The organism is Kitasatospora sp. NPDC023176, from assembly GCF_055560495.1.
In genome coordinates, this window is sequence record NZ_JBVHIP010000020.1 from 116,213 (window position 1) to 137,690 (window position 21,478).

Sequence of the window (21,478 nt, forward strand, 5' to 3'; positions counted from 1 at the left end):
GCCGGCGCGGCACCGGCTCAGGCCACCGGATAGCCGATCTCCGCGAGGTCCTCGGCCAGTTCGTCCAGGTCCGTCTCCGCGTTGAGCGCCGTGATCACGGCCGGGGTGAGCGGGCGCAGCGCCAGGACGTGCCCGATCGCGGCGAGGTCCAGCTCCTGCTCCGGCTCGAAGTAGTCCTGGGCCCAGGCCAGGTAGGCCTCGGCCGAGCCGTCGGCGAGCAGCTCGACCAGGTGCTCCGCGCCGTGCTCGGCCGCCGCGCCCCGCCAGGCGTCGTCACCCTGGCCGCGCCAGAAGCAGCGGGTGACCGTCGGGCCGTCCTCGTCCCCGAGGGCGGGCTCCTCGGCGAAGCGGCGGAACTCCTCGGGTACGGCCGCGAGCAGCTCCGGGGCGTTGGGCGCCTCGTGGTCGAAGGCCCGTCCGTAGGCGCCGACGGGGGAGAAGATCACGCACCAGTCGTCACCCTGGCCGTTGCGCATCGACGCCAGTTCCTCGCCCTCGTCCCAGTGGGAGTCGAAGGAGTGGTACCGCGAATCCCAGTCCTCCGGGCTGAGGATGGCGTCGAGCATGGCGAGGGCGCGGCAGCGGTCACGCAGGTCGGTGACGGCGGGCAGGCGACTGAGCAGGTCGTTCATGCCCGCCATTCTCCCCGACGGTCCGACAGTTCGCTCACCGCCGGTGCCGCTCATTCGGGGTAGCGCACGAGCCCGCTCAGGTCCAGGTCGAAGTCGAACGGGTCGGGGATGCGCATGCTGTCGCCGAACTTCCGGTCGTGCCGCACGTGGTAGCGGTCGTGGTTCGGTTCGGAGAACAGCGTGACCGTGCCCTCCCGTGGATCGACGATCAGGTAGAGCGGGATGCCCATCACCGCGTAGTCGCGGAGCTTGTCCACCCAGTCGTTCCCCGAGTCGGACGGCGAGACCACCTCGACCACGACGAGGGCCTCCTCGGCGGGGGTGGTGTTGCCACCCCGGGTCAGGGCGGCGATCGGAAGGTAGGTCAGATCGGGGTTGCGTTCCTTCGTCACGTCGGGGGTGGTCAGCGCGCTGTAACCGCTGTAAACGTAGCCGTCCGGGACATGGCGCTCGAACTGCCGCTGGACGAGTGCGATGTTCAACTGGTGGATGTTGGAGGGGACCGCCTGCATGATCAGCGTGTCGCCGGACCATTCGACGCGGACGCCTTCGGGGGCCGTGCGCAGCACCTCCGCGACGTATTCGCGGTGCTGCTCGTAGAAGCTCATGGCGCTTCCTCCGGTCTGTGCGTTCGGCCGACTCGCAGTCTATGCAAAGACCCGCCCAGGGCGGCTCAGCCGCCGGCGGCCGGCTGCCGTCCCTTGCCGGGGGGACCGGCGAAGATCTGGGCGATCGGCAGCCAGGCGGTGGCGACCGGGCCGGTGGCGGTCAGGGCCAGGTCGTCGCGGTGGCGGCGCTGGGTGACCAGCAGGCAGAAGTCCAGTGCCGGGCCGGTCACCAGGTCCGTCGCGTCGGCCGGGCCGAAGGGCCAGGAGTCGCCGTCCGGCGCGGTCAGTTCGAGCCGGACCGGGGTCTCGGGGGCGGGCAGGCCGTGGGCGGTGAAGGCGAAGCCGAGGGTGCGCAGGCCGAGGTGGACGATGTGCCGCAGGCGGTCGGTGGGTTCCCGGGTCACGCCGAGCGCGTCGGCGACGTCCTGGCCGTGCGCCCAGGTCTCCATCAGCCGGGCGGTCGCCATCGAGGCGGGCTTCATCGGCGGGCCGAACCAGGGCAGCCGGGTGTCGGCGGGGGCGGCGGCCAGCGCGGCGAGCACCTCCTCCCGGCCGGCCCGCCAGCGGGCGAGCAGGGCGGCGGGTTCGGCGGCGGCGCCCTCCCGGGCGCCCTCCTCGACCGGGTCGGCCCCGGCGGCCAGCAGTTCGGTGAAGCGGCCGCCGAGCGAGGCGGTGAAGTCCTCCGGGGCGCGGGCGGCCAGCGCCGTCCAGTCGTCGGTCCAGGCCAGGTGGGCGATCTGGTGCGCGACCGTCCAGCCCTCGGCCGGGGTGGCCGAGGCCCATCCTGCGGCCGGCAGTTCGGCCACCAGTGCGTCCAGGACGGCGCTCTCGGCCCGCAGGTCGGCCAGCAGGCCGTGCAGGACGGGCGACACGTGGGGTGCGGGCGGGACGTCGCCCGGGGCGTTCGGGTCGGTCATCGGCTTCCCCTCCGACTGCGGTTGGACACGATGCGGTTGAACAGGAACCGTGGCAGTTGCTACCCGCCGGTAGCGCACGGCCGCACCCTACGCCCGGCGGGCTTCCGGCGCCCGCCACTCCACGAAACACGCACGTCAGGACTCTCGCCACCGGTCGCACCACGTGTGACAATTCCGCGATGACCAGGGCTGCGGACACCCCCACCGCCGCGCGATCCGTCGACGACGCCGTGCGGCCCGACGACCCCGAACTCGCCGTCCGCGCCGCCGAACTGGTGCGGTGCGCCGTGCTCGGCGACCTCGCCCGCCGGGTGGTGGACGAGTGCGGCGTCGACGTCGGTCTGGTCGGGGTGCCCGAGCCGCTGCCCGGGAGCCGCCCCGGCAGCGAGGGCATGGTGCTGCGGCACTGGGCCGGCACCCGGGCGGACCTGCTGCACGACGTGCCCGTCCCGGCCGGCCTGGGCCTCGGCGGCCGGGCGCTGGCCGAGCGCGCGCCCACCTGGGTGCCCGACTACCGTGCGGCGACGACCATTTCGCACCACTACGACGCGGCCGTGGCCGCCGACGACCTGTACGCGATGCTCACCGTCCCGCTGCTGGACGGCGACACCGTGTACGGCGTGGTGTACGCCTCGCTGCGCGCGGTGGTGCCGTTCGGGGACGTCCGGATCTCCGCTGTCGGCAGGCTGGCGGCGGCGGCCACCCGGGCGCTCGTCGGGGCAGCCGCCTGGAGCCGGGAGGATCCCCGGCCGGGGTCGGTCGAGCAGCCCCGACCGGGCTCGGCCGAGCGGCCCCGACCGGCGCCCCCGGCAAGGCCGTTGACCCGCCGCGAGCACGAGGTGCTGCGCTGGGCGGCGACCGGCCGGACCAACCCGGAGATCGCCGCCCACCTGGGCCTGACCCGCAACACCGTGACCGGCTACCTGAAGTCCGCGATGCACAAGCTCGGTGTCCGCAACCGGACCGAACTCGCCCTCACCGCCAAGGAGTCGGGCCTGGTCGGTTGAGCCCCGAGGTCAGTTGACCTGCCGCTCCCGCCCGCTCCAGTACGGCTCGCGCAGCCGGAACTTCTGTAGCTTCCCGGTGGCCGTGCGCGGCAGCTCCTCCCGGAGCTCCACCGAGGTGGGCGACTTGTAGCCGGCCAGCCGCTGCTTGCAGTGCGCGATCAACTCGGCCTCGGTGACGGCCTCCTGGCCCTCCCGGAGCACCACCAGCGCCTTGACCGTCTCACCCCACTTCTCGTGCGGCACCCCGATCACCGCGACCTCGGCCACCGCCGGGTGGCTGTACAGGCAGTCCTCCACCTCGATCGAGGAGACGTTCTCCCCGCCGCTGATGATGACGTCCTTCTTCCGGTCGGAGATGGTCAGTTGGCCGTCGGTGAGGGTGCCGCCGTCGCCGGTGTGGAACCACTCGTCGCGCAGCGCCTCGGCGGTCGCCTCCGGCTGCTGCCAGTAGCCGTCCAGGACGGTGTTGGAGCGCACCAGCACCTCGCCGGTGGCGTCCACCCGCAGCTGGGTGCCGAGCGCCGGGGCGCCGGCCTGCACCAGTTTCTCGGCCCGTTCGGCGGCCGGCAGGGCGTCCCACTCGGCGCGGGAGCGGTTGACGGTGACGATCGGGGCGGTCTCGGTCAGACCGTAGAGCTGCATGAACTCCCAGCCCAGCTGCTCCTCCACCTGCTGCACCACGGAGGTCGGCGGCGGCGCGCCGGCCACGATCATCCGCACCCGGTCCCGGCCGGGCACCGGGCCGTCCCAGTCGGCGGCCGCGTCCAGCACCATCTGCACCACGGCGGGCGCGCCGGACAGGAAGGTCACCCCGTGCCGTTCGACCCGGCGCAGGATCTCCGCGCCGTCGACCTTGCGCAGCACGATGTGCCGGGCGCCGAGCCCGGTGAGCGAGAACGGCAGGCCCCAGCCGTTGGCGTGGAACATCGGCAGGGTGTGGAGGTACACGTCCCGGTCGTTGGCGCCGTAGTGCAGGCCCATCAGCGTGGCGTTCAGCCACAGGTTGCGGTGGGTGAGCTGAACGCCCTTGGGGCGGGCGGTGGTTCCGCTGGTGTAGTTGATGGTGGCGGTGTCGTTCTCGGAGATCGCGTACCGGCGGGGCGGGTTGGCGAAGTCGTACAGCAGGGCGTCGCTGTCCGCGCCGAGTACGAACGTGTGCTTGGCCACCACTCCGTGCAGCGCGTCGGCGAGTTCGGGGTCGACCAGCAGCACGGAGGCGCCGCTCTGCTCGACGATGTACGCGACCTCCTCGGCCCGCAGCCGGAAGTTGACCGGCACCAGTACCCGGCCGTGGCCGCTCACCCCGAAGAAGGAGGTGAGCAGCCGGGCCGAGTTGTGCGAGACGATCGCGACCCGCTCGCCCGGCCCGACGCCGAGCCGGTCCAGCCCGGCCGCCTGGGCGCGGGCGAGTTCGGCGACCCGCCGGTAGCCGAGCTCGCCCCAGGATTCGGCCGGCTGCACCGGCTCGTCGACGATCCCGATCCGGTCGCCGTAGACCAGCTCGGCCCGGTCGAGGAAGTCCATCACGGAGAGTGGAATCTGCATGCGCCCACTGTCCTCTCCGGCAGTGGCGCTGCACACCCCCGATCGGGGGTGTCACCCGTCCGAGCGGATCCGCTCGGACGCCGCCAGGGTGGCCGCCAGCCGGTCCCGGGTCTCGGTCTGGGCGGCGATCCGGCGCTCCAGGACGGCCAGCCGCTCCCGGATGATCTCCAGCACCCCTTCGGAGGGCCGCCGGGAGAGCACGTCCCCGTCCAGGCAGCCGAGCAGTGGCTGGATGTCCTCCAGGGTGAGCCCGGCGGCCACCAGGGCACGGATGTTGCGCACCCGCACGACCGCCGGGTCCGCGTACTCCCGGTAGCCGTTGGCCGCCCGCTCGGAGGCGATCAGCCCGGCCTGCTCGTAGTGCCGCAGTGCCCGGGCGGTGCTGCCCGTCCGCCGTGCCAGTTCCCCGATCCGCACCGCTGCCCGTCTCGTCCGTCGTTCAAGCCGCCAGGCCGCTCAGGCCACCAGCGCGCCCCCGTCCACCGACAAGACTACGCCGGTCACGAACGAGGCCTGCGGCGCGGCGAGTTGGGTGATCGCCCAGGCCACCTCGGCGGGCCGGCCGATCCGGCCCAGCGGGGTGATCCGCAACTGCCACTCGAGGATCGCCGCCGACTGCTCGGGGCTGAAGCCGGAGTGCTCGCCGATGGGCGTGTCGATCGCGCCGGGCGCCACCGCCACCACCCGGATGCCGCGCGGGGCGAGTTCCACCGCCCAGCTGCGGGTGATCGTCTCCAGTGCGGCCTTGCCCGCCGCATACACCGAGTTGGTGGGCCAGCCGCGCTGCCCGACGGCGGTGCTGACGTTGACCACCACGCCCCGGCTCTCGGCCAGCGCCGGCACCGCGGCCTGCCCGAGCAGCACCGGGGCGACCAGGTTGGTGGACAGCAGTGCCTCGATGCCGGCCCGGTGGAAGCCGCCCAGGTGCTGGTCGCCGTGCACGATGCCGGCGTTGTTGACCAGGACGTCGAGCCGCCCGTGCCGCTCCACGGCCGTTCCGACGATCCGCTCGGGGGCGTCCGGCCCGGTGATGTCGGCGACCAGCGGCTCGATGAGTCCTGGGTGGGCCGAGGCCGTCTCCGCCAGCGGCCCGGGCCGGCGCCCGACCGCCACCACCCGGGCGCCACCGGCGGCGAAGGCCCGTGCCGTCTCCCGTCCGATCCCCGTTCCCGCCCCGGTGACCACCACGACCCGGCCGATTCCCGCTTCGTTCTCGTTGCTCATGCGCACACCCTCCGACCCTGCCGCCAGCGTCAGGGTCAAGTCGCAACCGCGGGGTGCCGCCGGTCGTCCGTAGGGATCGCAACGACCAGAGGGGGAGACCGCCCGTGAGCCACCTGAGCACCCGTCCGACGACCATGCGCTCGACGTCCACCCGTCCGACGGCGGACGGCCTGCTGCTGCGCCCCTTCGAGGACGCCGACGCCCCGGCCCTGATCGAGGCCTACCGGGACGAGACGCTGCGCCGCTTCACCCGGACCTGGCCGGACGACCCGGAGAAGGCCGCGCAGTGGCTGGCCGTGCAGTACGAGGGCCGGAGGGCGGGCACCCGCTTCGCCTTCGCCGTCCTGGAAGCCGGCGAACTGGTCGGCAACGTGGTGCTCAAGCGCGGCGCCCCGGGCGGGGAGCGGGCCGAGGTGGGTTACTGGACGGTGGCCGCGGCGCGCGGCCGGGGCGTGGCCCCGCGCGCCGTGGAGGGGCTCACCGTCTGGGCCTTCGACGTCTTCGCCGGGGACGGCCTGCTCCGGATCGACCTGCTGCACGAGGGCGACAACGACGCCTCCTGCCGGGTCGCGGAGAAGAGCGGCTACGCCTTCACGGAGATCCTCCCGGCCTTCCCGCCGTATCCGATGGACGGTCACCGGCACTCCCGGAAACGGCTGGACGCGGCCGGACGGCACAGGTCAGAGTGAGCGCATGGCCTCTCTGGTACGACACGTGACGATCGACTGCGCCGACCCGCACGCGCTCGCGGGCTTCTGGGCACAGGTGCTGGACGGCACCGTGGCCGAGGACGACAACCCGGGCGACGAGGAGGTGGCGGTGAACTCCGCCGGTGCCGATCTGCTCTTCATCCGGGTGCCCGAGGGCAAGTCGGTGAAGAACCGGATCCACCTCGACCTCCAGCCGCAGGACCGCAGCCGCGACGAGGAGGTCGAGCGCCTGCTCGCCCTGGGCGCCACCGTGCTGTCCGACCAGCGCCGCCCGGACGGCACCGGCTGGGTCACCATGGCGGACCCGGAGGGCAACGAGCTGTGCGTCGAGCGCAGCCAGGCCGAGCGCAGCGCCACCGGCGCCGCCTGAGCCACCGGGCCGTCTGAGCCCCGGGCCGCCTGAACGCCCGGCGCCGCCTGAAGCCCCGGGGCCGACGGCGCCGGGCCGTCACCGGGCGTCCGCCGGATAATCGACCCTGTCTGACACCAACGAGGCCACCCCTCCGAGCACCAGGCAGGTACTCCATGGCCAGCATCGCCGTGATCGGCGCCAACGGCACCATCGGCAGCGCCGTCGTCGCGGAGGCGGCGGCCCGCGGGCACGAGGTCACCGCCGTGGTCCGCCGGCCGGACCACTACCGGGGCGGGGCCGCGGCCGTGGAACGCGGCGACGTGCTGGATCCGGCGGACGTGGCCCGGGTGGCGGCCGGCCGGGACGTCCTGGTGAGCGCCGTCGGCGGCGGCGACGGCACGGGCCACCTGGCGCTGATCGAACCCGCCGCCCGCTCGCTGGTCGAGGGCCTGCGGACGCTCGCCGACGGCGCGCCCCGGCTGGTCGCGGTCGGCGGCGCGGGCAGCCTGGAGACCGCGCCGGGCGTACGGGTCTGGGACGCCCCGGGCCTGCCGGAGCCGGTCCTGCAGATCATGCACGCCCACGGCGCGGCCCTGGACTACTACCGGACGGTCTCCGACGTCCGCTGGACGGTGCTCAGCCCGGCCGCCGAGATCGGCCCGGGGGAGCGGACCGGCCGCTACCGGACGGGCCTGGAACAGCTGCTCACCGACGCCGAGGGGCGCAGCCGGATCTCGGTGCCGGACTACGCGGTCGCCCTGGTGGACGAGATCGAGCAGCCCGAGCACATCGGCGAGCGCTTCACCTGCTGCGCCCTGTGACCGCCGTGGGCCGGGCCCGGGCCCGGGGCCCCGTTCAGCCCAGCTGGATCGACCGCTTGGCCAGCCCCATCCAGAACCCGTCGATCACGCTGCGCTGGCTGCCGAGGTCGGCCTCGCCGGCGCCGAGGGTCACGAACAGCGGGGCGAAGTGCTCGGTGCGCGGGTGGGCGAGGCGTCCGGCCGGGGCCTTGTGCTCGAAGTCGAGCAGCGCGTCCAGGTCGTGGGCGTCCAGGGCGCGCCTGCCCCAGTCGTCGAACTCGGCCATCACCGAGGTGATCCGGCCGTCGCTGCTGAGCGCCCGCAGGTTGTGGGTGAAGAAGCCGCTGCCGATGATCAGCACGCCCTCGTCGCGCAGTGGGGCGAGCCGGCGGCCGATCTCCAGCAGGCGCTGGGGGTCCAGGGTGGGCATGGAGATCTGCAGCACCGGGACGTCGGCCTCCGGGAACATCTCCACCAGCGGCACGTAGGCGCCGTGGTCGAGCCCGCGGTCGGGGATGTCCTGGACGGGCGTGCCAGGGGCGCGCAGCAGCTTGCGCACGCGCTCGGCCAGCTCCGGCGCGCCGGGGGCGTCGTACCGGACCGTGTAGTAGTGCTCGGGGAAGCCCCAGAAGTCGTAGACCAGCGGGACGGTGGTGACGGCGCCGACGGCCAGCGGGGCCTCCTCCCAGTGGGCGGAGACCATCAGGACGGCCTTGGGCCGCGGCAGGCCGGCGGACCAGGCGGCCAGCTGGCCCGGCCAGATCGGGTCGTCGGCGAGCGGCGGCGCGCCGTGCGACAGGTACAGGGCGGGCATGCGCTCGGGGGCCGCGGTGCTCATGGCGTCCTCCTCAAGGACCAAGTTCAAGGGATCGAGCTGAAGGGATCGAGGGAGTAGTTCAAATTTGAACCTCTATCTCGGGACGGTACACCTTCGTTCGAATTTGAACAACAGGAGTAGGCTTCACCCCATGTCCTCACTGAACGAACCCCGCTGGCTCGACCAGGACGAGATGGCCGCCTGGCGGGGCTTCGTCGTCGCGAGCAACCTGCTCAACCGGCGGCTGGAACGCCAGCTCAAGGACGACTCCGGCCTCTCGCACCAGCAGTACGAGATCCTGGTCCACCTCTCCGCCGCCCCCGGCGACTCGCTGCGGATGACCGAACTCGCCGACAAGCTGGTCACCTCCAAGAGCGGCCTCACCTACCAGGTCACCCAGCTGGAGCGGATGGGCCTGGTCGGCCGCCGCTCCTGCCCCAGCGACGTGCGCGGCGTCATCGCGGAACTCACCGACCAAGGCCGGGAGACCCTGCGCCAGGCCGCCCCCGGGCACGTCGCCCTGGTGCGCGAGCTGCTGATCGACGTACTCAGCCGCGAACAGCTCGCCGTCCTCGCCGAGAGCCTCGGCGCGGTCAGCGCCCGCCTGCGCCAGGACGAAACCCCCTAAGGCCGAAACCCCCTGAGGCCCGAAACCCCCTAAGGCTCTGAATCCCCCAACGCGGCGGCCCGCTCCCGCAGCAGCTCCCGCTCCCGCTCGTTGCGGGTCAGCTCCGCCGCCCGCTCGAACTCCGCCCGCGCCTGCGCCCTCCGCCCCAGCCGGGCCAGCAGATCACCCCGCACGCTCGGCAGCAGGTGGTAGCCGCGCAGGGCCGGCTCCGCCGCCAGCGCGTCCACCAACTCCAGGGCGGCGGCCGGGCCCTGGGCCATCGAGACGGCCACCGCGCGGTTCAGCGCCACCACCGGCGAGGGCGTCAGCACCAGCAGCCGCCCGTACAGCGCGGCGATCGTCGCCCAGTCGGTGTCCTCGTACCGCCGCGCCTTGGCGTGGCAGGCGGCGATCGCGGCCTGCACCGAGTACGGCCCGGCGCCCGCCCGTTGGAACGCCTCGAAGCCGCGCCGGATCAGCAGCCCGTCCCAGCGCGCCCGGTTCTGCTCGGCCAGCAGCACCGGGCGCCCGTCCGGCCCGGTGCGGGCGGCCGTCCGGGAGGCCTGGAACTCCAGCAGTGCGGCCAGCCCGTGGGCCTCCGGCTCGTCGGGCACCAGCGCGGCCAGCACCCGGGCCAGTCGCAGCGCGTCCTCGCACAGCTGCGGGCGGAGCAGGTCGTCCCCGGCGGTGGCCGAGTAACCCTCGTTGAAGATCAGGTAGACGACCTCCAGCACCGAGGCCAGCCGCTGCGCCCGGTCCTCCCCGTACGGCACCTCGAACGGCACCCGCGCGGTGGCCAGCGTCCGCTTCGCCCGGACGATCCGCTGCGCCACCGTCGACTCCGGTACCAGGAAGGCGCGGGCGATCTCCGGGGTGGTCAGCCCGCCCAGCAGCCGCAGGGTGAGCGCGATCCGGGCCCGCGCGGAGAGCACCGGGTGGCAGGCGGTGAAGATCAGCCGCAGCAGGTCGTCGTCGATGGACTCCGGGTCGGACGGTTCCTCCGGCTCCGGTGCTGCGTCCTCCAACGACCGCCCCACCTCGGCGAGTTTGCGGGCGTAGACCTCCCGGCGGCGCACCAGGTCGATCGCCCGCCGCTTGGCGGTGGCCGTCAGCCAGGCGCCCGGGTTGTCCGGGACGCCGTCGCGCGGCCACTGCTCCAGCGCGGCCACCAGCGCGTCCTGCGCCAGTTCCTCGGCCAGGCCGACGTCCCGGACGATCCGCGCGGCCGCGGCGATGATCCGCGCGGACTCGATCCGGAACACCGCCTCGACGACGTCCGTCGCCTCCCTCTCCGTCACGGCCACCCATCAGAGCAGCCGACGGATCGGGAGGCAACCGGGTGGGAGGCGACCGGGGCGGGTGCGGGCGCCACGGCCGTTACTGCGGGGGCTGCGGCATCTCCTCGATCTGCCGGACCTCTGCCTCGACCGGCCAGTGGGTCGGGTGGGTCCGCAGGAAGCGGCGGGTCCACTCCAGCGCCTCCGCCTTGTCCTTGCACTGCAGGATCGCGTAGCCGCCGACGACCTCCTTGGTCTCGGTGAACGGCCCGTCGGTGTAGCCGATCTTCCCGTCGTTCCAGGTCAGCCGGGTGCCCTGGGCGGTGGGGGTCAGCCCGGCGGTCTCCAGCATCACCCCGGCCCGGGTGATCTCCTCGAACAGCGCACCCATCCGCTGCTCGAACCCGGGGTCGGGCTCCCAGTCGTCCCGGGCGTTCTCGTCGATGCGGATCAGCGTCATGAAGCGCGGCATGGTGGCTCCTCGGTCGTGCGGGCGGGGCCTCTCCCCGCCGCTCACCCCTGCGTCGATCGGGTCGGCGCCGGATCGACACCCGTCGCGGAGAATCTTTCCGCCGGTTCCCGGACCGGGGGTCGCGGGTTGCTCCGTCCGTGATCGAATGGTCCAAACCTCGCCGGACGGCCCGCCCCGCTCTCCCGAGCGGCCCTGAACGCCCGCCCCGGCCGCCCCGCCCCGGCGGTGACGAAACCGCTCGACCGGGGCGGCTTTCCGTGTCAACATGCCCCATATGGGGACGATTCTGCACGGCACCCTGGTCACCCTCCGCCCGGCCACCGCCGACGACATCCCGACGCTGGTGGCGATCCGCAGCACGCCCGAGGTGTTCGCCCGCTGGCGCGGCGGTGACGACCTGGTCGACGAGGTCGCGCGGGACTTGGAATCGCCCGACACCGAGACCTTCGCGATCGACGTGGGCGGCCGGGTGGTCGGCGCCGTCCAGTGGTACGCGGAGAACGACGACGAGTACCGCCACGCCGGGATGGACCTCTTCCTGGACCCTTCGGTGCACGGCCTGGGTCTGGGCACCGACGCGGTGCGCACCATGGCCCGGCACCTGGTGCACGACCGCCACTACCACCGGCTGGTGATCGACCCGGCCGTGGACAACCTCGCCGCGATCCGCTGCTACACCAAGGTGGGCTTCCGCCCGGTCGGCACCATGCGCCAGTACGAGCGCGGTTCGGACGGCAGCTGGCACGACAACCTGCTGATGGATCTGCTCGCGGACGAACTGTCGGACGGCTGACGGAGGGTCGCCCGGGCCCAGGGGTCCGGTGCAAGGGTGTACAGACATCTTGTCAGCCAAGCGCCCTGACCTGTACAGACACCTCACCGCCACAGGAGCGATCGGAACTGGTCGGCTGGCGTTCTTCCCGAAGTACCGAGCAGTAGCTAGCGTTCCCCCGCCAATCCCCGGCGGCCGGTCACCCCGGCCGGTCCGGGCCCCACCGGATTGACGGATCCCCAGGAGAACGCCCATGCTCTCGCGTCGTACGGCCACCGCCCTCACCACGGCGGCCGCCGCCGCACTGCTGCTCGGCGGCATCGCCCCGAGCGCCTCCGCCGCCACCGCGGCGGGCCCCACCACGCTCTCCGTCTTCGCGTTCAACGTCGACCTCGGCACCGCCATCGTCGACAGCACCCAGAACGAGCAGGCCGCCCGCCGCACCCCGGTGGTCGAGCAGATCGTCCGCCAGCACAACGCCGACGTGGTCGTCCTGGACGAGCAGTTCAACAACAGCTCGACCGCCGACATCAACACCAAGCTCGCCGACCTCTACCCCTACCGCACCCCGGTGGTCGGCCAGACCTGCTCCGGCGGCGGCTGGACGGGTGTCAGCGGCAACTGCTCCAGCTCGTGGTTCGTCATCAACGGCGGCACGATGATCCTCTCCAAGTACCCGATCACCGCCCAGTACGCCCACGTCTTCAGCAACTCCACCTACGGCACCTGGGACTACCACGCCAACAAGGGCGCGGCGCTGGTGCGGGTGAACAAGAACGGCAGCACCGCCTGGGTGGTCGGCACCCACCTGCAGGCCGACGAGGCCGACACCTCCACCGACACCACCCAGTCCACCCGGCTCGGCCAGCTCGCCGAGATCCGCGCCTGGGTCGACGGCATCGCCGGCAGCAGTGCCCCGGTGCTGATCGGCGGCGACCTCAACGTCGAGTACTTCCACGGCCAGGGCCGCGGCGACTACGCCAACGCCCAGAACGCGGTCAACGGCGTGCTCGGCACCCCGGCCACCGACCCGAACCAGGCCCGCACCACCATGGACTGCCCGGTCTCCTCCTGGTGCCAGTACATGGCGGGCGTGGAGACCTTCCCGACCGATTACCGGGACGACCTCGACTACATCGGCTACCTCAACGCCCCGGGCCGCCCGGTGCCCGCCTCGATGTCCAACGTGACGATCGACTTCGACCCGCAGGCCGGCTGGGCGCCCGGGCAGCCGGACACCAACGCGCCCAGCGACCACTACCCGGTCGAGGCCAGTTTCCAGCTGAACTGACGTACGGCTCAGGGCCGTTGGGCCGCGGTTTCGGCCGGGCAGCCGCAGGAGCGCCGCACCACCAGCCGGGCCGGGAAGGTTCGGGCCCCGGCGGCGCGGCGCTCCGCCCCGCCGAGCACCAGGTCCACCGCGGCCCGGGCCATCTCGTCCTGCGCGGTGGTGACGGTGGTCAGCGCCGGTCCGGCGATCACCGCCTCGGCGATGTCGTCGAAACCCGCCACCGCGAGGTCCTCCGGCACCCGGATGCCCAGGTCGTCGGCGGCCCGCAGCAGGCCGATCGCCTGGTCGTCCGTGGCACAGAACACGGCGGACGGCCGGTCGGGCCGGCCCAGCAGGAGGAGCGCCTCGGCGTGCGCCCGGACCCGGTCGAAGGGCGCCGGGGTGAGCCGCCCGTCGGTGGACAGCCCGGCCCCGGCCAGCGCCTCGGCCCAGCCGGCCGTCCGCCCGGTGACCGGGTCGAGCGGGCTGAGCGCCAGGGTGCCGCCGAAGCAGTGCACCTCGGGGTGGCCGTGGCCGAGCAGGTGACGGACCACCTCGCGGGCGCCGCCCTCGTCGTCCGCCACCACGGCCACGCCGTCGGCGCTCTCCGTACGGTGGTGCAGCAGCACGACGGGGGTGCCGTCGGCCGAGTCGAAGCCGGTCAGCCCGGGGGCGGCCGGGTCCTGGGTGACCAGGATCAGGCCGTCCACCTGCATCCCGAGGAAGGCCCGGATGTAGTGCGCCTCACGTTCGTCGGCGTAGTCGGAGTTGCCGATCAGCAGCAGTCGGCCGTGTTCGGTGGCGGCCTGCTCCACGGCGTGGGCCAGCCCGGCGAAGAAGGGCTGACGGGCGTCCGGCACGACCATCCCGAGCAGGTCGGTCCGCCGCCGGGCCATCGCCTGGGCGACCCGGTTGGGCCGGTAGCCGAGCTCCTCCACCGCCGCGAGCACCCGGGCCCGGGTCGCCGGCGCCACCGGACGCGGCCCGTCGTTGATCACATAACTCACGACCGCCGTGGACGTCCCCGCCACCCGCGCCACATCGTCCCGTGTCACCCTCGCCATGACGGATGAGCCTACACAGCGGCTCCGACCAGCGCGTTTCCCGCATCCGAGGGCGGCCCCGACCGGCCCGCCCCGGTTGCGGGGCAGGTGGTGCCGTGCCGACGCTTGCGGGACGGGCGGCAGCGGGTGCCGCCACCGACCGCGGGAGCAGGCCGATGAGTACGCCGCCGCACCGCAGGGCCGTCCGGCCGCCGCGCCCGTCCACCCGGCCGCGGGTCCGCATCCACGCCCGGGTGCGTGCCACGAGCGCCACCCGGCCGAAGGTCCGGCCCTGGCGGGCGTACGCCGTGGTGGTGGCGATCGTGCTGTCCGTGACCGCGGGCCTGCTGCTCTACTTCAACGAGCGCTCCAGCCGCGGCCACGCCCAGGTGGTGGGCAGTTCCTCCGGAACGGACTTCCTGGAGGTCGACGTGGTGCTCCAGCGGGTGGACGCGGCCGCCCAGACGGTCGGCGCCAAGGTCCTGGTCCAGCCGCGCGGAGCGCTCGGGACGCCCGGACTCCAGCTGATCCCGGCGAAGGACGTGGTGCTGGAGACCACCTCGCTGGAACAGACCGTGCTCAAGTACCCGGCCGGCCAGCCGATCGCCTCCAGCCTGGTGTCGTTCAGCCTGTTCGGCGGGCGGGTCACCGACTACCCCTTCGACGGCTACCGCACCCGGATCGGCTTCCGGGCCACCGTCGGGGGGAAGCCGGCCCCGGTGGTGATCGGGATCCAGGAGGCCGACCCGTTCTTCGCCTTCACCCCGGCCGAGGAGGAGGCCGAGGGCCTCGGCCTCGCCGTCACCGAGCGGATCGGCCGCTCGCGCAGCACCTTCATCCTGGCCTGGTTCATGATGGCCGCGATGTGGGCGCTGGCCCTGGCCGTGCTGCTGGCGGCCTGGCTGATCGTCCGGCAGCGGCGCGGCATCGTCTGGCCCGCGCTGAGCTGGATGGCGGCCACCCTGTTCGCCCTGGTCGGCATGCGCAACGCCGCCCCCGGCAGCCCGCCGATCGGCACACTGCTGGACTACGCGGCGTTCTTCTGGGCGGAGCTGCTGGTCGCGGTGGGCCTGACCATGGTCGTGGTGCGCGGCGCCCGCGTCGAGGGCGCCCACCGGCCCACCGCGTAGCGGCCCGGCCCGAAGCCTCAGTCCGCGTGGTCCGCGCAGGCCTCTGCGGCGAGCCGCAGGGCCCGCTCCGCGCGCGGCCCGCGCAGCACCAGCAGGGTCTGCGCGAGCGCGTCCACGGCGGTCAGGTCGGCCGGCCGGCTGGCCGTGGTCTCCACGCCGGAGACCCGCGGTGTACCTGGAGGATCTGAACGTGCGCGGCCTCGCCCGAGGCCGGTTTAGCCCCGGTTTCTGGGTCCGTGAGCCTAGACGGCGTCCGGCACGATCACGGTCAGCGAGGTCTCCCGCAGCCGGAACCCCAGCCCCTCGTACAGCCGGCGGGCCGGGTTGCCCTCGGAGACCACCAGGTGCAGGTCGGCCAGCCCGCGCCCGGCGGCGTCCGCGACCGCCCGGCGCAGCAGGTCGGCGCCGAGGCCGCGGTAGCCGCGCCGCGGGTGGCGGAACACGTCGGCGACCCAGGGCAGGCCGTCGCGGTCGGTCAGCACGGCGGCGCCGACCACCCGGTCCTCTGCGTCCACGGCGAGCAGGCTGGAGGGCAGCACCGGGCCGATGACCTTCCCGGCCAGCAGCGGGCCGATCCGCTCGGCCAGGGCCCGGGCGTCGTCACCGGGGAAGTGGTCCACGTGGGTCGGGTGGAAGGCGGCCCGCCAGGACTCCAGCATCTCCTCGGGCGAGCGGTCGCAGGGCACCGCCCGCAGGCCCTCGCGCAGCGGCGCCCCGGCCCACTCGGCGGGCGGCGGGTCGGCGCGCAGGTCCCGCCGGAGGGTGTGGGCGTGGCGCAGCGGCGTCGCGCCCAGCGCCAGCAGCCGCTGTCCGAGCTCGGGGCTGCCGGAGACCACCCAGCCGGGCAGCTCGGTGCGGATGTACTCGGCGGCGTCCGCCGAGTCGTCCAGCACCTCCAGCAGGTCGGCCCAGGGCCGCCCCTCCCGCTCGCCCGGCTGGTACCGCAGCACCGGTACGCCGCCGTCGTCGTGCCTGACCACCCAGTCCGTTTCGGGCATGGCCCACCCCATTTCGCGAGATCGTTCGCCGACGGCCCATGCTCACCAGTACCGGAGCGTCCGGGCAACAGGTTTTCGACCGGCGGGTCCTCGTGCGGTGGGGTGGTGCGTCCCGCGCCGGGGTTCAGCGCCCGGTGGCGCTCAACTCACCACCGCGGCCCGGACGCAGAGCACGTCCGGCAGGTGGGAGACCAGCAGCGACCAGTTCTCGCCCTCGTCGCGGCTGCCGTACACGTCGCCGGTCCGGTTGCCGAAGTAGATCCCGGCCGGGTCGGCGTCGTCGGTGCGCAGGGCGTCGCGCAGCACGATGCCGTAGTGGTCCTCGCCCGGCAGGCCGTTGGCCAGCTGCTGCCAGCTGGTGCCGCCGTCCGTGGTGCGGAAGACCCGGCAGCGGCGGCCGGGCGGGATCCGGTCGTCCGAGCCGCCGAGCGGGAACAGGTAGGCGGTGTCGCCCCGGCGGGGGTGGGCGGCGACGGCGAAGCCGAACTCGGCGGGCAGCCCGTCCGCCACGGAGCGCCAGTTCTCGCCCCAGTCGTCGCTGCGGTAGACGCCGCCGTGGTTCTGCAGGTAGAGCCGGTCGGGGTGGACCGGGTCCGGGGCGATCTTGTGGACGCACTGGCCGAACTCGGGGTACTGGCTCTCCTCCGGGAGGAACTCGGCGCGCAGGCCGGTGTTGGAGGGCGCCCAGGTGTCGCCGCCGTCCTTGCTGCGGTAGACGCCGCCGCTGGAGACGGCGACCAGCAGCCGCTGCGGGTCGCGCGGGTCGGTGAGGATGGTGTGCAGGCCCTGGCCGCCGTAGCCGGCGCCCCACTCGGACCGCTGGGGGTGGTTCCAGAGCGCCTCGACCAGCGCGAAGGTCTCGCCGCCGTCGGTGGAGCGGAACAGCGCGGCGGGTTCGGTGCCCGCGTACACCACCCCGGGGGCTTCCGGCCCGGCGGGCTGGAGCTGCCAGACCCGGGTGAGCGAGGCGCCGGTGGACGCGGGGAAGCGGATCGCCGGCTGTGGTGGTTCGAACCAGCTGGCGCCGAGGTCGTCGGAGCGCCACACCGAAGGGCCCCAGTGGCTGCTGTCGGCGCCGACCAGCAGTCTGGTCCGCTCCTCACGGCGGTCGATGGAGACGGAGTAGATCGCGTTCATCGGGAAGTGCGGCCCGCTGAACTTCCAGTCCAGTCGGTCGCGGCTGCGGCCGAGAAAGAGGCCCTTCTCGGTTCCGACGGCCAACAGCACCTCGGTCATGCCTCACACCACCTGATCACGAGCGCGGCCCCCCGGGACGGCCCCCCGGGGCGCGGCGGACGCGCCCCTCGCCAGTGTCCCGCCGTTCGCCGGTGGTCACATCCCGCCGCGCCGCGCCCCGGGGAGGGGGCGGCTCACCCCCGGCAGCCCTCCAGCAGGCGCAGCCAGACCTCGCTGATCGTCGGGTAGGCGGGGACGGCGTGCCAGAGCCGGTCGATCGGCACCTCGCCGACGACGGCGACGGTGGCCGAGTGCAGCAGTTCGGCGACGGCCGGGCCGACCAGGCAGGCGCCGACGATCACCTCCCGGTCCAGGTCGAAGACGACCCGGGCCCGGCCGCGGTAGCCGTCGGCGTAGAGCGAGGCCCCGGCGACGTCGCCGATCTCGTGGTCGACGGCCTTGACCCGCAGTCCGAGCCGTTCGGCCTCGGCGAGGGTCAGGCCGACGGCCGCGACCTCCGGGTGCGTGAACACCACCTGGGGCGCGCCGGCCAGGTCGGCGGACGCGGAGTGCGCGCCCCAGCGCGAGGTGTCCAGCGCGCGCCCCTGGGCGCGGGCGGCGATCGCCGCCCCGGTGATCCGGGCCTGGTACTTGCCCTGGTGGGTGAGCAGTGCCCGGTGGTTGACGTCCCCGGCGGCGTACAGCCACTCGCCGTCCACACCCAGCACGGTGCAGCTGTCGTCCACGTCCAGCCAGCCGCCCGGCCGCAGCCCGACCTGCTCCAGCCCGATGTCGGCGGTGCGCGGGGCCCGTCCGGTCGCGTACAGCACCTCGTCGGCGGTCAGCCGCTCGCCGCCGGAGAGCGTCAGCACCACCGGTCGATCGGCCCCGGTCCGCTCCAGCGCGGTCACCTCCGTGCCGAAGCGCAGGTCCACCCCGGCCTCCCGCAGCCCGTCGGCGACCAGCTCGCCCGCGAAGGGCTCCATCCGCGGCAGCAGCGCGTCGCCGCGCACCAGCAGCACCACCTCGGAGCCGAGCGCCCGCCAGGCGGTGGCCATCTCCACCCCGACCACCCCGCCGCCGACCACGACCAGCCGCCCGGGGACGGTCGGCGAGCCGGTCGCCTCCCGGTTGGTCCACGGGTGCGCCTCCGCCAGCCCGGCCACTTCGGCTGGCAGCACCGGCCGGCTGCCGGTGCACACGGCGACGGCGTGCCGGGCGGTGAGCACCCGCTCGGTGCCGTCCTCCGCCTCCACGGTGACGGTCCGCTCACCGGCCAGCCGGCCGTGGCCGCGGACCAGCTCGATGCCGGTGTCCCGCAGCCACTGCACCTGGCCGTCGTCCTTCCAGTGCGAGGTGAAGGAGTCCCGCCGGGCCAGCACCGCCGCCGGGTCCAGCCGTCCGTCGCCGACCGCCTCCCGGGCGCCGCCCACCGCGCGGGCGTCGTGCAGCGCGGCGACCGGGCGCAGCAGCGCCTTGCTCGGCATGCAGGCCCAGTACGAGCACTCGCCGCCCACCAGTTCGGCCTCCACGATCACCGTGCGCAGGCCCGCGGCGACGGTCCGGTCGGCCACGTTCTCGCCTGTCGGGCCGGCGCCCAGGACGATGACGTCGTACTCCTCGGCGGTGCTGCTGGTCATGTCCCGTCCTCCGTGGTCTCGCGGTCCCGCGTGCTCTGTCCGTGCCGGGGCGGTTTCGACGGCCGCCGGCATGGGCCCCATCCTGCGACGTGGCGGGGCCCCCGCGCGGGCGAACACGCGGACCGGGTCAGATTGCCGCGAGCTGCGCCAGCAGCGCCGCTGTGTCGGCCGGCCGGGAGAACATCGGCCAGTGCCCGGTGGGCAGTTCGCGCAACTCCCAGCCGGGCCCGTCGAGTCCGGCGAACCACGGGTGGCCGGCCGCGATCAGCGCCCGCACCTGTTCCAGCGGGAAGGACCAGGAGACCAGCGCCTGCGGCAGCGCCGCCCCGGCGCCGGTGAGCCGCAGCGCGTCCCGGTAGGTGCCGGCCGGTTGCGGGGTGAGTCGGGCGCGGATCCGCACCAGCGCGGCCGGGTCCAGGCCCTCGGTGCTGGAGCCGTGCTCGGCCAGGTACGTCCAGGAGGGCATCGGGAGGCGTCCGTCGACCACGGTGGCGTCGGCCTCCGCCCGGAAGTCGGGCTGCCACATGTCATACACCGAGGTGCCGTCGGTCATCGGGCCGCTGTCCAGGTAGACCACCCGCCGGATCCGCTCCGGCATCCGGTCCGCGACCCCGCCCACCGGGGCGCAGGCGCCGCTGTGGGCGACCAGCACGACGTCCCACAGGTCCTCGCGGACCAGCAGCTCCGCCAGGTCGGCGATGTGCTCCTCCAGTCCGAACTCACCCTGCTCGCCCGCCCGTTCGGCAAGGCCCGGCAGGCTCACCGGGTGGACTCCGTGCCCGGCCGCGCGCAGCGGCGCGGCCACCTCGTCCCAGGCCCAGGCGCCGAGCCAGAATCCGGGAACCAGTACGAACGTGCTCATGGTGCACCGCTCCTTCCACGATGGGGATTGCGTCGGGACCGACCCTAGGATCGAATCCGGACGGAACCCGCCCGGATGACCCGACCCGGAAGGAGCGCCCCGGTGGAACACCCGGTCAGCCGTGTGCTCGCCCTCCTGGAGCTGCTCCAGGACCGCCCCGGCCTGACCGGCGCCGAGCTGGCCGCCCGGCTCGACGTGGACGAGCGCACCATCCGCCGCTACACCGCCCACCTCGCCGAACTGGGCATCCCGGTACGGGCCGAGCGCGGCCGCTACGGCGGCTACCGCCTGCTGCCCGGCTTCCGGCTGCCGCCGCTGATGCTCAACCCCGACGAGGCCGCCTCGGTGGTGCTCGGCCTGCTGGCCGGGCGCAGTTCGGGCCTGTCGGTGGGGGAGCGGGCCGCCGAGACCGCGCTCGCCAAGATCCAGCGGGTGCTCCCCCCGCCGCTGCGCGAGCGGATCGAGGCCGTCGAGCAGACCCTCGGGCTGTCCGCCGCGCCCGCGGCCGGCCCCAGCCCGGCCTCCGCCGCGCTGTTCACCCTGGCCGGGGCGGCGCGTCGCCGACACCGGGTGAAGCTGGCCTACCGGGACCGCGAAGACCGGCCCAGCGAGCGCGAGTTCGACCCGTACGGCCTGGTCTTCCACTCCGGCCGCTGGTACACCACCGGGCTCGACCACCGCAGCGGCGAGCTGCGCACCTTCCGGCTGGACCGGATCGAGCGGGTCACGCCGGGCGCGGACGGCTTCGAGCCGCCCGAGGACTTCGACCCGGTGCAGCGGGTGGTGGAGTCGCTGGCCGGGGCGCCCTGGCGGCACCGGGTGGAGGTGGAGCTGGGGGTCTCCCTCGACGAGGCCCGCCGCCGGCTGCCGCCCGTCGTCGGCACGCTCACCGAACTCGCCGAGGACCGGGTGCTGTTGCGCGCCCGGGCGCAGAACCTGGACGGCGTCGCGGTGCTGCTGGCCGGCCTGGGGTGGCCGTTCACCGTCCGCGAGCCCGCCGAACTGCGGGCGCAGGTGCGGGCGCTCGCGGCCCGGCTGGCCGACTGGGGCGCGGAACCGGCCTGACGGCGGCCCCGGAGCGGGGATCCCACGACGGACGGGGATCCCACGGCGGATGTCCCACGACGGAGGCCTCGCGCCGGAGACCCCATGACGGAGACCTCATGACGGAGGCCCGGGGAGGTGCGACTCCCCGGGCCCCGGAGCGGGACGCTCAGGCCTGGCCCTCGGCCGCCTGCTCCTCCGCCACCTTGCGCTTGACCTCGGTCATGTCCAGCTCGCGGGCCTGCCCGATCAGGTCCTCGAACACCGGCTCCGGCAGCGCGCCGGCCTGCGAGAAGACGAGCACGCCCTCGCGGATGATCGCCAGCGTCGGGATCGACTGGATGCCGAACGCGGCGGCCAGCTCCTGCTGGGCCTCGGTGTCGACCTTGGCGAAGACCAGGTCCGGGTGGCGCTCCGCGGCCTTCTCGTACACCGGGGCGAACTGGCGGCACGGCCCGCACCATCCGGCCCAGAAGTCGATGAAGACGAAGTCCTTGCCCTCCGGGCCCGGGACGATGTCGTCGAAGTTCTCCTTGGTCAGCTCGACCATGTTGCTCATCTCGCGGATCCTTCCC

Annotated in this window: 25 protein-coding genes; 9 read left to right on the forward strand and 16 right to left on the reverse strand. The window is 74.0% G+C overall.

Going from position 1 to position 21,478, the window contains the following annotated elements:
- Positions 1–17 precede the first annotated feature (17 nt).
- The 3 genes from ACZ3YL_RS25470 to ACZ3YL_RS25480 all read right to left on the reverse strand — a co-directional run bounded on the left by ACZ3YL_RS25470 (position 18) and on the right by ACZ3YL_RS25480 (position 2,157).
- The gene (locus tag ACZ3YL_RS25470; RefSeq protein WP_465659966.1) at positions 18–632 is read right to left on the reverse strand and encodes a hypothetical protein; all 615 of its coding nucleotides are present in this window, start codon (positions 630–632) and stop codon (positions 18–20) included.
- A gap of 50 nt (positions 633–682) precedes the next feature.
- On the reverse strand, positions 683–1,240 hold the full coding sequence (locus ACZ3YL_RS25475; protein WP_465659967.1) for a Uma2 family endonuclease: 558 nt from the start codon (positions 1,238–1,240) through the stop codon (positions 683–685).
- Positions 1,241–1,305: 65 nt separating this feature from the next.
- On the reverse strand, positions 1,306–2,157 hold the full coding sequence (locus tag ACZ3YL_RS25480; protein WP_465659968.1) for a TIGR03084 family metal-binding protein: 852 nt from the start codon (positions 2,155–2,157) through the stop codon (positions 1,306–1,308).
- A gap of 179 nt (positions 2,158–2,336) precedes the next feature.
- Here ACZ3YL_RS25480 and ACZ3YL_RS25485 point away from each other — a divergent pair, with 179 nt between their 5' ends.
- Positions 2,337–3,164 carry a helix-turn-helix transcriptional regulator gene (locus ACZ3YL_RS25485; RefSeq protein ID WP_188305185.1) on the forward strand — a complete coding sequence of 276 codons (828 nt, stop codon included), beginning with the start codon at positions 2,337–2,339 and terminating at the stop codon, positions 3,162–3,164.
- A 9-nt stretch (positions 3,165–3,173) separates the two neighbouring features.
- Here the strand turns inward: ACZ3YL_RS25485 and ACZ3YL_RS25490 are convergent, their stop codons facing one another.
- The 3 genes from ACZ3YL_RS25490 to ACZ3YL_RS25500 are packed head-to-tail and all read right to left on the reverse strand — an operon-like array spanning position 3,174 to position 5,933.
- Complete coding sequence (locus ACZ3YL_RS25490) at positions 3,174–4,709, reverse strand: AMP-binding protein (protein WP_188305186.1); 1,536 nt, start codon at positions 4,707–4,709, stop codon at positions 3,174–3,176.
- 51 nt (positions 4,710–4,760) lie between these two features.
- Entirely contained in the window at positions 4,761–5,126 is a 366-nt protein-coding gene (locus ACZ3YL_RS25495) for a MerR family transcriptional regulator (RefSeq protein WP_188305187.1), read from the reverse strand.
- 39 nt (positions 5,127–5,165) lie between these two features.
- Positions 5,166–5,933 (reverse strand): SDR family NAD(P)-dependent oxidoreductase, encoded by a 768-nt coding sequence (locus ACZ3YL_RS25500; protein WP_188305188.1) that lies wholly within the window; start codon positions 5,931–5,933, stop codon positions 5,166–5,168.
- Positions 5,934–6,037: 104 nt separating this feature from the next.
- Here ACZ3YL_RS25500 and ACZ3YL_RS25505 point away from each other — a divergent pair, with 104 nt between their 5' ends.
- From ACZ3YL_RS25505 to ACZ3YL_RS25515, 3 genes are all read left to right on the forward strand, one after another.
- On the forward strand, positions 6,038–6,622 hold the full coding sequence (locus tag ACZ3YL_RS25505; RefSeq protein ID WP_465659969.1) for a GNAT family N-acetyltransferase: 585 nt from the start codon (positions 6,038–6,040) through the stop codon (positions 6,620–6,622).
- 4 nt (positions 6,623–6,626) lie between these two features.
- Positions 6,627–7,013 carry a VOC family protein gene (locus ACZ3YL_RS25510; protein ID WP_188305189.1) on the forward strand — a complete coding sequence of 129 codons (387 nt, stop codon included), beginning with the start codon at positions 6,627–6,629 and terminating at the stop codon, positions 7,011–7,013.
- Positions 7,014–7,168: 155 nt separating this feature from the next.
- Positions 7,169–7,816 (forward strand): NAD(P)-dependent oxidoreductase, encoded by a 648-nt coding sequence (locus tag ACZ3YL_RS25515; RefSeq protein ID WP_188305190.1) that lies wholly within the window; start codon positions 7,169–7,171, stop codon positions 7,814–7,816.
- A gap of 34 nt (positions 7,817–7,850) precedes the next feature.
- On the opposite strand, the gene ACZ3YL_RS25520 is transcribed toward ACZ3YL_RS25515, so the two are convergent.
- On the reverse strand, positions 7,851–8,633 hold the full coding sequence (locus tag ACZ3YL_RS25520; protein ID WP_188305191.1) for a dioxygenase family protein: 783 nt from the start codon (positions 8,631–8,633) through the stop codon (positions 7,851–7,853).
- 139 nt (positions 8,634–8,772) lie between these two features.
- Here ACZ3YL_RS25520 and ACZ3YL_RS25525 point away from each other — a divergent pair, with 139 nt between their 5' ends.
- Complete coding sequence (locus tag ACZ3YL_RS25525) at positions 8,773–9,240, forward strand: MarR family winged helix-turn-helix transcriptional regulator (protein ID WP_188305229.1); 468 nt, start codon at positions 8,773–8,775, stop codon at positions 9,238–9,240.
- 29 nt (positions 9,241–9,269) lie between these two features.
- Here ACZ3YL_RS25525 and ACZ3YL_RS25530 read toward each other — a convergent pair whose 3' ends face one another.
- On the reverse strand, positions 9,270–10,523 hold the full coding sequence (locus ACZ3YL_RS25530) for an RNA polymerase sigma factor (RefSeq protein ID WP_465659970.1): 1,254 nt from the start codon (positions 10,521–10,523) through the stop codon (positions 9,270–9,272).
- A 73-nt stretch (positions 10,524–10,596) separates the two neighbouring features.
- Entirely contained in the window at positions 10,597–10,968 is a 372-nt protein-coding gene (locus tag ACZ3YL_RS25535; RefSeq protein ID WP_465659971.1) for a YciI family protein, read from the reverse strand.
- Positions 10,969–11,242: 274 nt separating this feature from the next.
- On the opposite strand from ACZ3YL_RS25535, the gene ACZ3YL_RS25540 reads away from it, so the two are divergent.
- Together ACZ3YL_RS25540 and ACZ3YL_RS25545 are read left to right on the forward strand one after the other, a co-directional pair.
- A complete protein-coding gene (locus ACZ3YL_RS25540; protein WP_188305194.1) occupies positions 11,243–11,761 on the forward strand; it encodes a GNAT family N-acetyltransferase in 519 nt (172 codons plus the stop codon).
- A gap of 232 nt (positions 11,762–11,993) precedes the next feature.
- The gene (locus ACZ3YL_RS25545) at positions 11,994–13,031 is read left to right on the forward strand and encodes a sphingomyelin phosphodiesterase (RefSeq protein ID WP_465659972.1); all 1,038 of its coding nucleotides are present in this window, start codon (positions 11,994–11,996) and stop codon (positions 13,029–13,031) included.
- Between the two features lie 8 nt (positions 13,032–13,039).
- Here the strand turns inward: ACZ3YL_RS25545 and ACZ3YL_RS25550 are convergent, their stop codons facing one another.
- Entirely contained in the window at positions 13,040–14,074 is a 1,035-nt protein-coding gene (locus tag ACZ3YL_RS25550) for a LacI family DNA-binding transcriptional regulator (RefSeq protein ID WP_188305196.1), read from the reverse strand.
- Between the two features lie 155 nt (positions 14,075–14,229).
- Here ACZ3YL_RS25550 and ACZ3YL_RS25555 point away from each other — a divergent pair, with 155 nt between their 5' ends.
- Complete coding sequence (locus ACZ3YL_RS25555; protein WP_188305197.1) at positions 14,230–15,183, forward strand: DUF4436 family protein; 954 nt, start codon at positions 14,230–14,232, stop codon at positions 15,181–15,183.
- Positions 15,184–15,200: 17 nt separating this feature from the next.
- Here the strand turns inward: ACZ3YL_RS25555 and ACZ3YL_RS25560 are convergent, their stop codons facing one another.
- The 5 genes from ACZ3YL_RS25560 to ACZ3YL_RS25580 form a co-directional block, all read right to left on the reverse strand.
- Complete coding sequence (locus tag ACZ3YL_RS25560; RefSeq protein WP_188305198.1) at positions 15,201–15,338, reverse strand: hypothetical protein; 138 nt, start codon at positions 15,336–15,338, stop codon at positions 15,201–15,203.
- A gap of 87 nt (positions 15,339–15,425) precedes the next feature.
- The gene (locus ACZ3YL_RS25565) at positions 15,426–16,181 is read right to left on the reverse strand and encodes a GNAT family N-acetyltransferase (protein ID WP_317621094.1); all 756 of its coding nucleotides are present in this window, start codon (positions 16,179–16,181) and stop codon (positions 15,426–15,428) included.
- Between the two features lie 141 nt (positions 16,182–16,322).
- On the reverse strand, positions 16,323–17,417 hold the full coding sequence (locus tag ACZ3YL_RS25570; RefSeq protein ID WP_188305200.1) for a WD40/YVTN/BNR-like repeat-containing protein: 1,095 nt from the start codon (positions 17,415–17,417) through the stop codon (positions 16,323–16,325).
- Positions 17,418–17,551: 134 nt separating this feature from the next.
- A complete protein-coding gene (locus tag ACZ3YL_RS25575; protein ID WP_465659973.1) occupies positions 17,552–18,997 on the reverse strand; it encodes a dihydrolipoyl dehydrogenase family protein in 1,446 nt (481 codons plus the stop codon).
- Between the two features lie 127 nt (positions 18,998–19,124).
- On the reverse strand, positions 19,125–19,859 hold the full coding sequence (locus tag ACZ3YL_RS25580) for an alpha/beta hydrolase (RefSeq protein WP_465659974.1): 735 nt from the start codon (positions 19,857–19,859) through the stop codon (positions 19,125–19,127).
- 102 nt (positions 19,860–19,961) lie between these two features.
- Here ACZ3YL_RS25580 and ACZ3YL_RS25585 point away from each other — a divergent pair, with 102 nt between their 5' ends.
- Positions 19,962–20,924 (forward strand): helix-turn-helix transcriptional regulator, encoded by a 963-nt coding sequence (locus ACZ3YL_RS25585; protein WP_465659975.1) that lies wholly within the window; start codon positions 19,962–19,964, stop codon positions 20,922–20,924.
- 148 nt (positions 20,925–21,072) lie between these two features.
- Here the strand turns inward: ACZ3YL_RS25585 and ACZ3YL_RS25590 are convergent, their stop codons facing one another.
- Entirely contained in the window at positions 21,073–21,462 is a 390-nt protein-coding gene (locus ACZ3YL_RS25590; RefSeq protein WP_188305204.1) for a thioredoxin family protein, read from the reverse strand.
- Between the last annotated feature and the right edge of the window lie 16 nt (positions 21,463–21,478).

What these genes read in the sequence shown, in the direction of transcription:
- ACZ3YL_RS25470 (WP_465659966.1), bottom strand. Translation starts at nt 632, where the DNA reads ATGAACGACCTGCTCAGTCGCCTGCCCGCCGTCACCGACCTGCGTGAC.
- ACZ3YL_RS25475 (WP_465659967.1), bottom strand. Translation starts at nt 1,240, where the DNA reads ATGAGCTTCTACGAGCAGCACCGCGAATACGTCGCGGAGGTGCTGCGC.
- ACZ3YL_RS25480 (WP_465659968.1), bottom strand. Translation starts at nt 2,157, where the DNA reads ATGACCGACCCGAACGCCCCGGGCGACGTCCCGCCCGCACCCCACGTG.
- ACZ3YL_RS25485 (WP_188305185.1), top strand. Translation starts at nt 2,337, where the DNA reads ATGACCAGGGCTGCGGACACCCCCACCGCCGCGCGATCCGTCGACGAC.
- ACZ3YL_RS25490 (WP_188305186.1), bottom strand. Translation starts at nt 4,709, where the DNA reads ATGCAGATTCCACTCTCCGTGATGGACTTCCTCGACCGGGCCGAGCTG.
- ACZ3YL_RS25500 (WP_188305188.1), bottom strand. Translation starts at nt 5,933, where the DNA reads ATGAGCAACGAGAACGAAGCGGGAATCGGCCGGGTCGTGGTGGTCACC.
- ACZ3YL_RS25510 (WP_188305189.1), top strand. Translation starts at nt 6,627, where the DNA reads ATGGCCTCTCTGGTACGACACGTGACGATCGACTGCGCCGACCCGCAC.
- ACZ3YL_RS25515 (WP_188305190.1), top strand. Translation starts at nt 7,169, where the DNA reads ATGGCCAGCATCGCCGTGATCGGCGCCAACGGCACCATCGGCAGCGCC.
- ACZ3YL_RS25520 (WP_188305191.1), bottom strand. Translation starts at nt 8,633, where the DNA reads ATGAGCACCGCGGCCCCCGAGCGCATGCCCGCCCTGTACCTGTCGCAC.
- ACZ3YL_RS25535 (WP_465659971.1), bottom strand. Translation starts at nt 10,968, where the DNA reads ATGCCGCGCTTCATGACGCTGATCCGCATCGACGAGAACGCCCGGGAC.
- ACZ3YL_RS25540 (WP_188305194.1), top strand. Translation starts at nt 11,243, where the DNA reads ATGGGGACGATTCTGCACGGCACCCTGGTCACCCTCCGCCCGGCCACC.
- ACZ3YL_RS25545 (WP_465659972.1), top strand. Translation starts at nt 11,994, where the DNA reads ATGCTCTCGCGTCGTACGGCCACCGCCCTCACCACGGCGGCCGCCGCC.
- ACZ3YL_RS25550 (WP_188305196.1), bottom strand. Translation starts at nt 14,074, where the DNA reads ATGGCGAGGGTGACACGGGACGATGTGGCGCGGGTGGCGGGGACGTCC.
- ACZ3YL_RS25555 (WP_188305197.1), top strand. Translation starts at nt 14,230, where the DNA reads ATGAGTACGCCGCCGCACCGCAGGGCCGTCCGGCCGCCGCGCCCGTCC.
- ACZ3YL_RS25565 (WP_317621094.1), bottom strand. Translation starts at nt 16,181, where the DNA reads ATGCCCGAAACGGACTGGGTGGTCAGGCACGACGACGGCGGCGTACCG.
- ACZ3YL_RS25570 (WP_188305200.1), bottom strand. Translation starts at nt 17,417, where the DNA reads ATGACCGAGGTGCTGTTGGCCGTCGGAACCGAGAAGGGCCTCTTTCTC.
- ACZ3YL_RS25575 (WP_465659973.1), bottom strand. Translation starts at nt 18,997, where the DNA reads ATGACCAGCAGCACCGCCGAGGAGTACGACGTCATCGTCCTGGGCGCC.
- ACZ3YL_RS25580 (WP_465659974.1), bottom strand. Translation starts at nt 19,859, where the DNA reads ATGAGCACGTTCGTACTGGTTCCCGGATTCTGGCTCGGCGCCTGGGCC.
- ACZ3YL_RS25590 (WP_188305204.1), bottom strand. Translation starts at nt 21,462, where the DNA reads ATGAGCAACATGGTCGAGCTGACCAAGGAGAACTTCGACGACATCGTC.